The sequence below is a fragment of the Trichocoleus sp. FACHB-90 genome, from assembly GCF_014695505.1.
Classification (GTDB): domain Bacteria; phylum Cyanobacteriota; class Cyanobacteriia; order Cyanobacteriales; family FACHB-T130; genus Funiculus; species Funiculus sociatus.
The window spans coordinates 26,803-40,751 of the sequence record NZ_JACJOK010000056.1; the positions used below are offsets into that span (position 1 = coordinate 26,803).

Here is a 13,949-nt window from a genome sequence, read left to right on the forward strand (position 1 = left end):
TTAGCTATTAGCTCTTAGCTGATTTGGCAGTTTCAAAGAAGAATGCCACGTTTTCTTCGGGGGTGCTGGGTAAAACTCCGTGACCGAGGTTCATGATATGACCTTTTTTCCCGGCTTTGCGAATCGTGTCTAAAATGCGATCGCGTATGAACTCTTTCGAGCCAAATAAGGCGCACGGGTCCATATTTCCCTGCACTCCCATATCTGAGCCAAGTCTTGCCCTTGCTTGAGCCATATCCACCGTCCAGTCTACGCTGACGATATCTACGCCGGATTGTGCCATCCTCTCAAGTATCCCAGCACTGCCATTAATGTATAGGATCAGTGGGGTATCTGGATGAGTTGCCTTCACCTGCTTGACAACCTGTTGCTGATATGGTAAAGCAAAAGTCTCGTAGTCTTGAGGACTGAGTTGCCCCGCCCAAGAGTCGAACATCTGGACAACTTGAGCGCCGCAGTCGATTTGGTAGCGGACGTAAGTAGCAATTGAGTCTGCTAATTTCCCCAAAAATTTATGCAGCATTGCTGGCTCTGTGAAAGCCATGCTCTTGATAATCGTGTAGTCTTTCGAGCTTTTGCCTTCAATTGCATACGCTGCCAGCGTCCAAGGCGCACCGACAAAACCCAGCACAGTTGCCTTATTTCCGACTTCTTGACGCAAAGTTTGCAAAATTTCGCGGATGAAAGGCAGAGATTCCTCAGGTTCCAGGGGATGCAGTTTATCGATTTGCTCCAAAGAGCGGATGGGCGGATCGATTACTGGTCCACGGCTTTCGATGATATCAAAGGGAATGCCGAGTCCCGGCAGGGGGGTTAAGATATCGGAAAATAAAATTACCCCGTCTGGCTCAAAGGCGCGAAACGGTTGTAGCGAGATTTCGATAGCGAGTTCTGCTTTTTCAGAGCGATCGCGGAACGCAGGATACTTATCTCTTAAATCCCGATAAGCTTTCATATATCTACCCGCCTGCCGCATCATCCACACTGGCGGACGGTCTAAAACTTCTCCACGAGCTGCCCGCAGCAGATACGGTACTTGGGTTGCAACGGTCATCTAAACTTCACCTAAAGACTTTATTAAACACATTCGTTTAGCTTATCACTCTCGGATGGACGTTTAGACTATTTCCGCTCTCGACAACCCAAAATCTAAACTCTCTATTCGCCACTAGCCTTTGACAGACTAGCAGCTAATCCCCCTTTTTTTACCTAACCAAGCAGACGCCACCGATTTCCACCGTGCATTGTTGCTGTTTTCTAGCAGCTTCTAGGGTGCGAGAGTTGGGGTTATAGCTGTACTCGCCTGCGGGGAAAACGCGGTTGGGATTGGCACAGTACGTATACGTTTGTCCGCCTTCGAGATAAGAGACGACAACTAAAGAAGTCCTTGCAGCCGGACAATTGTCCATAACTGTCAATCCAAACTCGTTTTGTAGGCGTTGTTTTCTGGTATCTGTGACTGTGGCTTGAGTAGTTGGGTTTTGAGTCGCAACCGTTCTCGGCTTTAACTCACCGCTGCTAATGTCATAGTTATATTCTCCTGCTTTGACAAAGCGGTTGGGATTGGCACAGTACGTATACGTTTGACCATATTCCCGGAAAGTGACAGCGACCAAAGAATTTTTGTTTTCAGGACAGTTATCTAAAGTCCTCAAACCATACTCATTTTGCAAAACCTGTCTTCGAGGATCTGTCGCTGTAGGTTGAGTAGTTGGAGTTTGAGTAGCCGCAGTTTCTGTAATTCCTGACAGTGAAAGCGTATACCTACCTTTAGAGTTATTTTGTCCCAACACCAACAGTCTATATTCTCCACTTGTTGGTACTTGATATCGCAGCGTATTGCTTCTATCTTCAAAAGCAACTTGTTTGCCATCTTCTGAAGAAAACAGAACTAACACTGGCTGGAGATTAGTGCGGTTATCAGTTCCAACTGAGACTTGGATTGTGTCACCTTGTTTGGCGTTAAGAGTGTATTCTTCACCAAACCCTATCTCAACCGGATTACCTCTCCTAGCTGTGTTTATATAGCGGAATGTGGGAGAAATAGGACGGATCACCCCAGATACGCTTTGATCATTCCTCAGTGGGGTTGCTGCTAAAGATGATATATTCGGGACGCTTGATAGCATCAAACCCGTGACAGCAAAGGTTGTCGCGAGTGTTTGGAAAAACTTACCGGACATTATTTTGTCATCTCCCATTAAGTAAAACTTCTTCTTACTGGGATCGTAGGCTTAAAATGCCTTCGTCTGCGTCTAGTAAACCGAGTATTCCTATAGGTAGAGCTGCGTTGCAACCATCGTGACCAAAAGGGAGATCGGAGACAATCGGAATGTTGAGAAGAGACAAGCGATCGCGCAAAACTTCCTCAATTGTCAAACTAGGAATATTAGGCGGAGCCTCGCATCGGCTAAAGCGTCCCAAAGCAATTCCTCGAACTTTCTTAAAAGCGCCAGAAAGTCGCCATTGGGTCAGCAATCTGTCGATGCGGTAAGGAACTTCAGTGACATCTTCCAGTGCCAAAATAACGCCATCAAGTTCAGGTTGTATCGGTGTGTTTAAAAAATGCGTCGCTACTGTCAGATTTGCTGGTAGTAAAATGCCACTCACTTTACCACCACCCCAACCTGTACCTTTCAAAGGTTCTACAGAACGCCCTTCCACCAAGTCAAATAGTCGCTGTTTTGACCACTCAGGCTCAGCTGCAATCGTCGTCAACAGCGGCCCATGAACGCCTGCAATCCCCTCCTTGCTAAGACTCCATAGCAAGCCTGTAACGTCAGAAAAGCCGATTAACCACTTGGGATTGGGGATTGGGGATTGGGGATTGGGGATTGGGATTTGCTTGTCCCTGGCTTGCCAAGTCCAATCTTCTAATAATCTGGCACTCCCGTAACCACCTCTAGCACAGAGGATACCCTTGCATTCTGGGTCATGCCATGCTTTTTGCAACTGGCGACGACGGTTTTCATCTGTTCCAGCAAGGTAGCCATAGCGATCGCTCACATTATCATCTACTTTTACTTGATAGCCACGTGATCGCCATATCTCCACACCCTTTTCAAACGCCTCAACTTCACGCATTGCACCACTGGGGGCAATTACTCGTAGCAAATCCCCTGGTTGTAGGGCTGGTGGCAATTGGCAAAGATTCATAATTGGGATGCCTAGACTCCGAAAAAAACTGTTTTAATCACCGAATAAACATAAGAACTAACGACACCGATACAGTTGATACGGAACCCCGATCCGATAATGTTCAGTTTGCTCAATGTTACAAGTGTATTTATCAGAAAGGGCTAAATCTTGGGGATAATCCCTCCGCTTGAGTCCAGGGGCAACTACCCACAAGTTGAGCGGTTTTTCTAAAGGAGTTTGGATAACAGACAGATTTTGCCAAACTTTATCATAACCAGTTTTCCTATCTAAGAAAGCAAAATATGCTTTTTCATTTTCAAGCGATCGCTTCAACTCTAAAGCGCCTATATTAGGTGTCCGTATTTTATCGAGTGCTAGTGCAAAGCTTAATCCCAACGCTACATCCTGAGAACTGTCGTATCCCACCACAACCATCAACCCAGCATCAGGTTGTATGTTCATGTTCTGGGCGACTCGCTGCGGGTTGAAGGGTTTTTGAAAGGTTAGGTTGAAAACCACAAATACAGAACTTATAAAGGAAACTAAAAAGTAAAATGTAAAGAAGCCATTCGCGTTTCTATATCCTGTTGCCTTTTTAATTTTTACTTTGCTCAGATGAATAGTAAAAATAGCTCCCAAAATAGCGCACATAGCTGGATAATAAACAAAGTTATAACGAGGAGCAATAGTGATATCTTTGTCCAAAAGGTAGACAATAGCGAAGAATTGGAGCAGCACACACAGGCTGAAAATAACAAAAGTTAAAATTGCCCAATAACGACCTGTATTAGTAATGACTTTTGACTGTACTCTGAAAGCATCAAAAATAACGTATTTTAAGAGCCAAACACCAAATAGAAGCATCAGCACTCCATTTGTAACTGCAATCCAGAGTGGTTGATTTTCTACTGGTAGAGAAACTACCATCAACAGCCACCCAGCAAGAGTTTGGTATAGGGGAGCAATATTATGTGGAGAAGGTAGCCAACTGGTTTCTGGACGGTTAAAATGTGCCATTAAAACTTGCAGCCACGGCAGATAGAATAAAAAAGGCAAGCAAGCAAAGGCAAGAGGTAAAAATAAGAGTCTTATATTCTTAGTTTTGCTGCGCCCATCGTTAAAGGAAGTTGGGGATATCCCATGAAGCCTTGTAACTTGCATGAAAATGAGGGCGAAGAGTTGGGCGATGAAAGCGAGGATAAAAAAGTAGTGGACGTAGAAACCAATGCTGTTAAATATTCCCCAGGCTAGACAAACAAGGACTTGTGTTGAAATACCCTTTTCCCGGTTTTGCTGAATTTGAATTAATCCTAAAAGAGCTAAGGTAATTAGTAATACTGGCAAAGTATAGTGTCTTGCTTCTTGGGAAAGGTAAACTCCAAAAGGGGAAACAGCCATTATGGCGGCGGTAATTAAACCAGTGGTTCTGGAGAAAGCGACGCTACCCAGCCAGTAAATTGCGGCGATCGCAACTACTCCAAATATTGCTGGAAGCGATCGCACAGCCCACACCCACGACTTTAAAGCATCGGCATCAACTGAGTTTAACCAGGAAAGCCAGCTGTGCATCAAGCAAAAAAATAAGGGAGGATGGGTAGACTGAGTAGCAAGTGTTTGTGCAATTTCCAACCATGTGACTTCTGGGTTAAGCGTGAAAATTTGCTCTAATAATGTTGAGAGGGGAAAAGCTACATTTAGCGGTACGTCATCATAGGTGCGTCCCAAGCTAAATAAAGCCGTAATTACCTCATCCAACCAGAGAGGTTTCAGGTCGAGATGCCAAAACCGCAAAGCAGCTCCCACACCAATTACCGCAGCCAGCGCTAAATAATGTAGAAAGAAATTAATAGATTGATTCATGTTTGTCCGTTGTCCATTGCTAATTGCTCGCTTTTTCAAAAGCCATCAGCCATTAGCCATTAGCCATTAGCCATCCTTCCATGAACGACGATAATCTAATTTCACCCGATGGTACACCCCAGCCGTCTATTGCACCTGTACGGGAGGAGGCAATGCTGCGACTCCGCGATGGGCTGCGGGAAGGGCAGCAAAGCATGGCTGACTGGCGTTCTGGGCCGTTGGCGGTTTCTGCTGTCCCTGGCGCAGGTAAATCAACGGGGATGGCAGTAGCAGCTGCTTTAGCGATCGCTCGTGAACAACTGCATACGCGACGCTATTTAGTCATCGTCACCTTTACCCGATCTGCTGCTGCTAATATCAAAGCAAAAATTCGTCAGTGTCTCCGGGAAGATTTACTCTTACCACAAACAGGCTTTATTGTCCATACTTTACACGGTTTGGCGCTGAATATTGCCACTCGCCATCCAGAACTATCAGGTTTGAATTTGGAAACGGCGACGGTGGTTTCTCCCAACCAAAGTCATCGGTTAATTCGAGACTGTGTAGAGCGATGGATTTCTGCTAATCATGGGCGCTACGGGACGCTGCTAGAAGGCATTCAATTTGATGGGGAAGAAACTGAGCGGTTACGCCGTCAGGCAGTTTTACGGACTGAGGTGCTGCCTAGCATCGCCAACACAGTGATTCACGAAGCGAAAAGCTCTGGACTCTTGCCGCAAGATTTGTGGGCATTGGCAAGGCAGACACCGGATGATTATGGGATTTTGAGCGTAGCAGCTGGATTGTACGAGCAGTATCAAGCATTATTGCGATCGCGCGATTTAATTGACTACGACGAAATGATTTTAGGCGCACTGCGCGTACTGAAAAACGACAGCGCCCGCCAATTGTGGCAAAATCAAGTTTTTGCCGTCTTTGAAGACGAAGCCCAAGACTCCAGCCCCCTCCAAAGTCAGCTGTTAGAAATTCTCGCTACTACAGATTACCCAACCGCCTTAGATTCAAACCCCAGCGATGTATCCCGTCTTTACAATCTTAATTTGGTGCGGGTAGGAGATCCTAACCAAGCCATCAACTCCACCTTCACCCCAGCCGACCCAATTTATTTCCGGCGGTTCTGCGAAGATTGTCAGCACCTCAACCGCTTGGCAACAATGGATCAAGCTGGTCGTAGTACCCCCATTGTCATCGCCGCCGCTAACTTTGTTTTAGACTGGGTGAATCAACAATCGGCAGCAGTCAACCGACAACGAACAAGGGACAACAAACAACCAACAGCCGAACTCCCCTTTCGTCAGCAAGAAATTCGCTCCGTTGATGCAGGCGATCCGCAAACTGATGCCAACCCTAGCGCCACAGGTCGGGGACTGGAAATTTATAGTCCCCGCGATGTTTATCATACAGTCGAGTTAATAGGAGAGCGAGTTATTGAATTATTTGGGAAAACCCCAAATAGTCGGGCAGCTGTTTTGGTGCGGGAAAATCGGCAAGCCCGATTTGTTAAAGAGAAACTAGATTATCTGGAACGTCAGCACGATATTAAAGTGTTCGAGGTAGGAGAAAGCGATCGCCACTCCCGCGTTCCCGCTGAAATCCTCGCCATGCTGCAATTTCTCGACCGCCCTCATTCCCCAGACTACTTAAAAGCCGCACTAGAAGTCTTGGTCAAACGCGAACTAATTCCCACCCAAGACCTGAACGCCCTCGCAACCTTTCCAGAGCAATTTCTCTATCCAGGCCCCCTCGACCCAGCACAGACACCACCAGTCCAGCAAGCGGCGCGTTACTGTCGCAGTTTACTTCGCGCCCGCCTAGAACTGCCACAGTACCAACTGCCAACTTTCCTGGCGCTAACCTTAAAATACGGCCAATCCGAGCTAGCCACAGCAGATAAATTAGCAGAACGAATTGCGATCGCTACCTCTGGCAACAGTTCCATGAGCGCCACACTAGAGGTACTGAGCGAAATTGTAAACTCGGAACGATTTGAACCCGTAGAAACCGAAGACACAGACGCTCGTTATATCCGTTCCGGTCAAGTCACCATCATCACCATGCACAAAGCCAAAGGGCTAGATTGGGATTACGTGTTTATCCCGTTTTTGCACGAGGATAGCATTCCTGGTAGCCCTTGGGTGCCAACAGCTGCCCAGTTTTTGGGTGATTTTACCTTAGCAGAAGTAGCTAGGGCGCAAATTCGCGCCCATCTCCACGGTCAAGTACCGCCAGTAGCACCCCTCGCCTGGGAACAAGCAGGACAACTCAAAGCCGCAGAAGAATTCCGCCTCCTCTATGTAGCCATGACACGGGCAAAGCGCCTACTCTGGATGTCCGCCTCCCAAAAAGGCCCTTTCCGCTGGAACACCTTCAACTGGAGCCATCAAGACAGCTTACAGGAGAAAAAACCTTGCCCGGTCATACCCGCGTTGAAGAGTCAGTTTCCGAAATCGGTTGTCACCTTATCTAGGATGCGGAGTTAATTTGCTTGCGCTTCATTACTTTCGTTGCACCGAAAGCACCAAAAGCTAATAGACCCAAGGCAGAAGCAGGTTCGGGAACCGGAGTGGTTTGAGTGGCAGCTTGATAAGTCAAGTTGTCAAATCCAACTGAACCTGTGTTGCTGAAATCTATAACTGCCCGTTTTACTGAAGTTCCGCTGTAGGCAAAAGTTTTACCCAGAACAGCCGCTCTTATCGGAGAGGGGAAAATGCCGATTATGTCTTCATCCAGAAGCACCTGCTGGATGCTAATAGAACTTAACGCCTCATTAAAGAGTTCAATAGTAAATGTAGGCATAGGCGGAAATGGAGAATAATTCACTAGGCTTGCCACGTCGAACATAAGTTCTGCCGTCGGTATGGTGAAGTCAAGTGTAAGGATACCAGGGGCATCGGTTGCTAAGACGGGGGGTGATAAATCCAAGTTATAGAGTAGAGTTCCTGGCGGGCGACCTGCTATTTCTGATAGATCCCAAGTTCTTACAACATTGTAGGTGGCAGCAGTTGAGTCTATTCCATCTACCTTGAAATCAAAGGTGACTCCCTTAAAACTTAAATCATCTACTGGTTGAGTCGGTAGCTCATCAAAAGTTAATTTGGTCAATGTAGCAGCCTGCACACTTTTAGGTGCCATCAGCGTAGATAAAGAAACTGAGCAGATTGTGCTGAAGGTTAAGGCTGAAAATGTTTCTCTTAAGGTAGCCATACGAGTTATTTCTCCAAAAGTTATAAGTTGATAAAAGTGCAATGCGATCGCATACGATCAGTCGTTAAGAAGGCTGTTTCTGTTTGCGCTTTAGTGCTGAAGTTGCACTCCATACACCAACCGCCCATAACCCCAACAAGCCAGCAGGCTCCGGAACATCTTTTGGCGGTTCAACTACTATTGGATCGGCGCGAAAAATTCCGCTAGTGCCATTAGCAAGACTGGCAAAAAACGCCACTTGACCGGAATTATTCAACCCTTCTCGGTAAAAACTTAACTCTTGCACTGTCGAACCAAATAGGGTGTCACCAGTAACAATTACCTTATCTTTGAGAGGATTGTTTCCAGTGAAAATGCCACTTCCTCCCACATCTAAGCCTGCCAAAAAAGCTACTGTTCCAAAATCATTAATTGAGGGAGTACCAAAAAAGCTGTTAAAAGCGCCACTGCTATCGGCAATGGTGGTCGTTGTCGTGCCGTTGCCCGTAAAAACTCCGATACTTCCCGTATCTAGACCCGCAATAAAGGCTACATTTCCTGAATTATTAATGGAGGGGTCGCTAAAACCCCTAAAAATGCCGCTAGTGTCAGCAATGGTCGTGATAATAGGCTCAGAGCTAAATGGGGTATCGTTGCCTGTGAAAATTCCACCTGCTATATCACTTTCATTATCAGATTGATATACGCTACCTCTAAAGGCTACGGTTCCGGCATCGTTGAGCATAGGAATGCTAATGCTTTCAAAGACACCAGGTGCAATGGGCTGGCAAAAAACGCCGCCGCAGGAACGGCTGGAAATAGAGCCTCCGTTACTTATAGGAATCCTGGTTTGCACGAAAACCCCTGTGAATTCTTCTAAGAAAGCTACAGTTCCAGCGTTATTGATGGAGGGGAAGAAAACGGCGTCTCGGGGGGTAGCAATCACAACCAATTCAAAGTTGGTTTCATCTTCACCCTTAAAAATTAATGTAGTAGATATACTAGAGCGAAGTCTAGTAGAAAAGGCTACGGTTTTTGCGTCATTAATGGAGAGAGAACTAAAGCTATTAAATATAGGCTCTCCGCTAGGATTGCCATAGCTGTTATTAGTGTCAACAATGGTGGTAGTTGTTGTGCCGTTGCTCGTGAATATCCCTTCGCCACCAACATCTAGTGCAGCATAAAAGGCGACGGTTCCTGTATTATTAAGGGCAGGGCTACCAAAGAAGTTATCATTGGGGTTACTATTACTAAAGCTGCTAAAAGAACTGTTGGTGTCAGCAATTTTTGTAAAATTGAAACTGGCAGCTTGTGCTTCTCCAGTTCCTAGCAAACCCAGACACAAACCCATCAATGCAGCTGGAAGGCTCAAGTGTAATTTCATGGCTATTTTTCTCCTGCATTTAGGTAACTGTTTATCCGCTCTTTCTGTTTGCGCTTCATCACTGAAGTAGCCCCAAAAGTACCAACAGCCAGTAAACCCAACACAGAAGCAGGTTCCGGAACATCTTTTGGCGGTTCAACTACTATTGGATCGGCGCGAAAAATTCCGCCAGTGCCATTAGCAAGACTGGCAAAAAACGCCACCTGACCGGAATTATTCAACCCCTCTCGGTAAAAACTTAACTCTTGCACTGTCGAACCAAATAGGGTGTCACCAGTAACAATTACCTTATCTTTGAGAGGATTGTTTCCAGTGAAAATGCCACTTCCTCCAGCATCTAAGCCTGCCAAAAAAGCTACTGTTCCAAAATCATTAATTGAGGGGGTACGAAAAAAGCTGTTAAAAGCGCCGCTGCTATCGGCAATGGTGGTCGTTGTTGTGCCGTTGCCCGTAAAAACTCCGCTAAGTCCCGCATCTAGGACAGCACTAAAGGCTACGGTTCCTGAATTATTAATGGAGGGGTCGCTAAACCTGTTAAAGGCACCATTACTGTTAGCAATGGTGTTGGTGATAATTTCTCCATTATCTCTGGTGCCGTTACCTGTGAAAATTCCGCTACTTAGGTCATCATAGAAGCTATCAGACTGATATACGTCAGCACTAAAGGCTACGGTTCCTTGATCATTAATCATAGGCGCGCTAATGTTTTCAAAGACACCCGCAGCTGGTGGTTCGGTGTAGAAGCGGGTGGAAGCAATAACATTGTCAACCGATTCTTTACCAGCCAAAATTGTGGTCAGTCCACTAAACCTTGAGATTGCTTGTAAGAAAGCTACAGTTCCGACGTTATTGAGTGAAGGAGAATAAACGCGCGTAAAAAAATCTCCAACCGCACCCTCTATTTCGTTTTGTAATTCGCTGGTAAAAATTCCTGTCCTTCCAAAATTAGCACTAAAAGCTACGTTCCCTACATCATTTATAGAGAAGGAACCAAGTTCAGTAAGAGTATAGCCTACCGTTGGCCTGCCAGGGGGGCTGCCAAAAAGGTTGTTCGTATTGGCAATGCTGGTCGTTGTGGTGCCGTTGCCTGTAAAGATACCTTTACCCTCTGCATCTAAAAAAGCCGAAAAGGCTACAGTTCCTTGATTATTGATGGCGGGAGCATCAAAGAAAGAGCTAAAGGAGCCATTGGTATCCGCAATTTTCGTAAAGGTGAAACTGGCAGCTTGTGCTTCTCCAGTTCCTAGCAACCCCAGACACAATCCCACCAATGCTGCTGGCAGGCTCAAGTTTAATTTCACGGCTGTTTTTCTCCTACATTTAGGTAACTAACGTCAATTGTTCCCTAATGATTAAATTAGGTAAACATTCACCCTCTGGAAGGCTGGATGTTTGTATGAGAAATGTTCCAAAGCGCGATCGCTACAATTTTCGTGTCAACAGAAACCGTGTATATCTCTGGCGTTCAACAAAAGCTATAAATCTTTGCGGAAATTAGATACTCTGACAATCTTGCGGTGATTTGTTTTCAGGGTTACTTCGCATTATCATGGAATCTTCACATACTCTTCAAACAAAATGCTAGTAGTTATACTGAATCTTTATCAAAACAATAAACTTTAAAACGCCCAGCCAGGCAAAGAAAAACACCAAAGCCTTTACCTGGGGGAAATCTAACTCTAAGTGGTTATACTGAAAGTATATGAAGTTGTAGTAAAGCTGAGTAAGGTATGAACTTAAGGTAGATGCGTGAAAGTTAGCTTTTCTTAAGTCGTGGCACACAGAGGAAGTAGCCGATAGCTTGTGTGAAACCTAACTGGTGTGGAAAGTGTCACTTTTGATTTCAGGATATACGTCAAAATAACGATATAAATTTTTTAACGGCTTTAAGAAATAGCGGTGTAACTGGTATTCAAAAACATTTTGAAGATTTAAGAGGTGTTGAGGGCAGACAGATTGTCTACACTGCCAAAATGGGAATGGAAGGTTTGATTTGCTTAGTTAATATCCTTATATGACATAAAAAAGGAATTGGGGATTAGCAATTGGGAATTGGGAAAAAGTTTTACCCAGTCCCCAATCGCCAATCCCCAACCCTCTATTACTTGTCGGAAACCACATAATAGTGCTAATGTTGTAGATTGTGTCGAATTAAAACAAGGTTATGCCCAAACTGAAAACCCGCAAAGCAGCGGCAAAGCGTTTCAGAGCTACTGGCAGCGGTAAAATAGTACGCCGCAAAGCCTTTAAAAGCCACTTGCTACAGCACAAGTCTTCTGACCGGAAACGGCGGATGTCTAAAATGGCCGTGGTGCATGAACGCGATGAAGAAAATGTACGCTTGATGCTGCCGTATTTGTAAGGAAGCAATTAGTCGCTAGTTTTTAGCTAATAACTAATAACTACTGACTAATACTACTAACTACTGACTACTGACCCCTAACCACTAACGACTAGCCATGACACGGGTAAAACGCGGTAATGTTGCTCGTAAACGCCGCAACAAAATTCTCAAACTAGCCAAAGGCTTCCGAGGTTCACACTCAACTCTGTTCCGGACAGCCAATCAACAGGTGATGAAGGCGCTGCGTAACGCTTATCGCGATCGCAAGAAGCGTAAGCGCGATTTCCGCAGTCTGTGGATTACGCGCATCAATGCAGCAGCACGTCAGCACGGCATTAGCTATAGCCAACTGATGGGTAAATTGAAAAAAGCTAATGTTCAGATAAATCGTAAGATGCTGGCGCAGATGGCTGTCCTCGATCCATCTAGTTTTGACCAAGTGCTGCAATTAGCTACTAAAGATTAGGGATGAAGGCAAAAGGATGAAGGATAAATTAATTTTGCCTATTGCCTTTTGCCTATTTTCTTTTTCTTTGTGCCTTTTGCATCCCCCCACCCCCTCCGACTCCCGCGCTGGCGGGGGAGAAATCAGAAAAATTTGTTGGTGGGTGGTTGGGGGTACCGCCTCTTCTCATGCCGCTGAACTCAAAGAGATTCAGGAGCGTGGCTATCTAATTGTTGGAGTTAAAGACAATGTGCGCCCTCTAGGTTTCACAGATGCCAGTGGCAAACTGCAAGGGTTAGAAATTGACTTAGCTCGGCGTTTGGCGGCAGAAATTCTGGGGAAACCGGATGCGGTGAGGTTGCAGCCAGTGGCAAACCGCGATCGCGTATCGGTGGTGCTGGAGGGTAAAGTCGATCTGACGATTGCCAGAGTAACGGCAACTTCATCGCGCGATCGCTTAGTTAACTTCAGCCTTCCCTACTATCTGGATGGCACTGCCTTAGTTACCAAGGACGCATCTTTACAGAAGCTAGATGATGTGCAAAATCAAAAGATTGCCGTCCTGAACGGTTCTGATACGATTTCACAGGTGCGGTTTATTATACCACAAGTTGAGTTAGTTGGTGTAGATTCTTATGAAGAGGCGCGATCGCTTCTAGAATCGGGTGGTGCCAGTGCCTTTGCCGCCGATGCCAGCGTTCTCACAGGCTGGGTGCAGGAGTATCCTCAGTATCGACTACTAAGTGTGCGACTCTCAGGAGAACCCTTGGCTGTAGTAATGCCCAAGGGATTGCAGTACGATAGTTTGCGGCAGCGGGTGAATGATGCGATCGCCCGTTGGAAGGCAGAAGGATGGCTACAGGAACGGATTAAGTATTGGGGGCTACCTCAGAGCGATACTCCACGGTTCCAGACACGATGAATCGCATCTCATCATAATAAAGTTAGAAGCAAAATTTTAATCTATCTAATGGAAGGGCATGGATAACGAAATTCTGCCAATTTTCTACCTCTCGTTCTTGCTGGTACTGCTTGGTGCTGCTGCTGTGGCAATTGTGCGCCAGATTTTCAAAACTCGCAAAATTGAAAGCGCCCTCTCGCGGCTGCAAAAGAATCTGAAAGATAACCAAGGCACAACTCAAGAGTATTACGAACTGGGCAGCATCTATCTCGATAAAAAATTGTACGTACAGGCGATAAACCAGTTTCAAAAAGCCCTAAAAGCTGAAGATGCTGAATCAGAAAACCTTGCACCTGTATACAATGCTCTTGGCTTTGCTAACTTCTCTCAAGAGCAGTATGACGTAGCAATTCGCAACTACAAAGAAGCCTTGAAGCTAGATCCAGATTATGTCACAGCGCTCAATAACCTGGGTCATGTTTATGAGAAGAAGAAATTAACTTCTCAAGCGTTAGAAATGTATGAGGAATCGCTCAAACACGCGCCGAACAATCCTACTGCCAAGCGTCGCGCCGAATCTTTACGTAGAAGGTTGGTTCCCTCTAGTTAATTGCAAATATACCCCACAGACTCTAGCCTGTGGCTACATAAACCAAGCCTACCTACAGAGGCTATAGAAAAAGCCCGCCTGCGC

At 45.7% G+C, this 13,949-nt stretch carries 12 protein-coding genes; 5 read left to right on the forward strand and 7 right to left on the reverse strand.

Annotated elements, in window-relative coordinates; translation table 11 throughout:
• Nucleotides 1-7: 7 nt before the first annotated feature.
• From hemE to H6F74_RS16230, 4 genes are all read right to left on the reverse strand, one after another.
• Entirely contained in the window at nucleotides 8-1,054 is a 1,047-nt protein-coding gene (gene hemE, locus H6F74_RS16215; RefSeq protein WP_190421562.1) for a uroporphyrinogen decarboxylase, read from the reverse strand.
• Between the two features lie 151 nt (nucleotides 1,055-1,205).
• Nucleotides 1,206-2,183 carry a hypothetical protein gene (locus H6F74_RS16220; protein WP_190442891.1) on the reverse strand — a complete coding sequence of 326 codons (978 nt, stop codon included), beginning with the start codon at nucleotides 2,181-2,183 and terminating at the stop codon, nucleotides 1,206-1,208.
• Nucleotides 2,184-2,217: 34 nt separating this feature from the next.
• Nucleotides 2,218-3,156: an LD-carboxypeptidase gene (locus H6F74_RS16225; RefSeq protein WP_190442892.1), complete on the reverse strand. Its 939-nt coding sequence runs from the start codon at nucleotides 3,154-3,156 to the stop codon at nucleotides 2,218-2,220.
• A 57-nt stretch (nucleotides 3,157-3,213) separates the two neighbouring features.
• A complete protein-coding gene (locus tag H6F74_RS16230) occupies nucleotides 3,214-4,998 on the reverse strand; it encodes a glycosyltransferase family 39 protein (protein WP_190442894.1) in 1,785 nt (594 codons plus the stop codon).
• 80 nt (nucleotides 4,999-5,078) lie between these two features.
• On the opposite strand from H6F74_RS16230, the gene H6F74_RS16235 reads away from it, so the two are divergent.
• Nucleotides 5,079-7,478 carry an ATP-dependent helicase gene (locus tag H6F74_RS16235; protein WP_190442896.1) on the forward strand — a complete coding sequence of 800 codons (2,400 nt, stop codon included), beginning with the start codon at nucleotides 5,079-5,081 and terminating at the stop codon, nucleotides 7,476-7,478.
• Here H6F74_RS16235 and H6F74_RS29415 read toward each other — a convergent pair.
• The 3 genes from H6F74_RS29415 to H6F74_RS31070 form a co-directional block, all read right to left on the reverse strand.
• Nucleotides 7,462-8,202 carry a PEP-CTERM sorting domain-containing protein gene (locus tag H6F74_RS29415; protein ID WP_199301298.1) on the reverse strand — a complete coding sequence of 247 codons (741 nt, stop codon included), beginning with the start codon at nucleotides 8,200-8,202 and terminating at the stop codon, nucleotides 7,462-7,464. The two genes, H6F74_RS16235 and H6F74_RS29415, sit on opposite strands and share 17 nt — an antisense overlap.
• Nucleotides 8,203-8,266: 64 nt before the next feature.
• Complete coding sequence (locus H6F74_RS16245) at nucleotides 8,267-9,565, reverse strand: choice-of-anchor tandem repeat NxxGxxAF-containing protein (protein WP_190442898.1); 1,299 nt, start codon at nucleotides 9,563-9,565, stop codon at nucleotides 8,267-8,269.
• A 2-nt stretch (nucleotides 9,566-9,567) separates the two neighbouring features.
• Entirely contained in the window at nucleotides 9,568-10,866 is a 1,299-nt protein-coding gene (locus H6F74_RS31070; protein WP_190442900.1) for a choice-of-anchor tandem repeat NxxGxxAF-containing protein, read from the reverse strand.
• 863 nt (nucleotides 10,867-11,729) lie between these two features.
• On the opposite strand from H6F74_RS31070, the gene rpmI reads away from it, so the two are divergent.
• From rpmI to H6F74_RS16270, 4 genes are all read left to right on the forward strand, one after another.
• Nucleotides 11,730-11,927, forward strand: a complete 198-nt coding sequence (rpmI, locus tag H6F74_RS16255) for a 50S ribosomal protein L35 (protein ID WP_190421580.1) — start codon at nucleotides 11,730-11,732, stop codon at nucleotides 11,925-11,927.
• A gap of 97 nt (nucleotides 11,928-12,024) precedes the next feature.
• Complete coding sequence (gene rplT / locus H6F74_RS16260; RefSeq protein WP_190421582.1) at nucleotides 12,025-12,375, forward strand: 50S ribosomal protein L20; 351 nt, start codon at nucleotides 12,025-12,027, stop codon at nucleotides 12,373-12,375.
• Between the two features lie 16 nt (nucleotides 12,376-12,391).
• On the forward strand, nucleotides 12,392-13,276 hold the full coding sequence (locus H6F74_RS16265; protein WP_190442903.1) for a transporter substrate-binding domain-containing protein: 885 nt from the start codon (nucleotides 12,392-12,394) through the stop codon (nucleotides 13,274-13,276).
• Between the two features lie 58 nt (nucleotides 13,277-13,334).
• Nucleotides 13,335-13,865 (forward strand): tetratricopeptide repeat protein, encoded by a 531-nt coding sequence (locus H6F74_RS16270; RefSeq protein ID WP_190442904.1) that lies wholly within the window; start codon nucleotides 13,335-13,337, stop codon nucleotides 13,863-13,865.
• The last annotated feature ends 84 nt before the right edge of the window (nucleotides 13,866-13,949 follow it).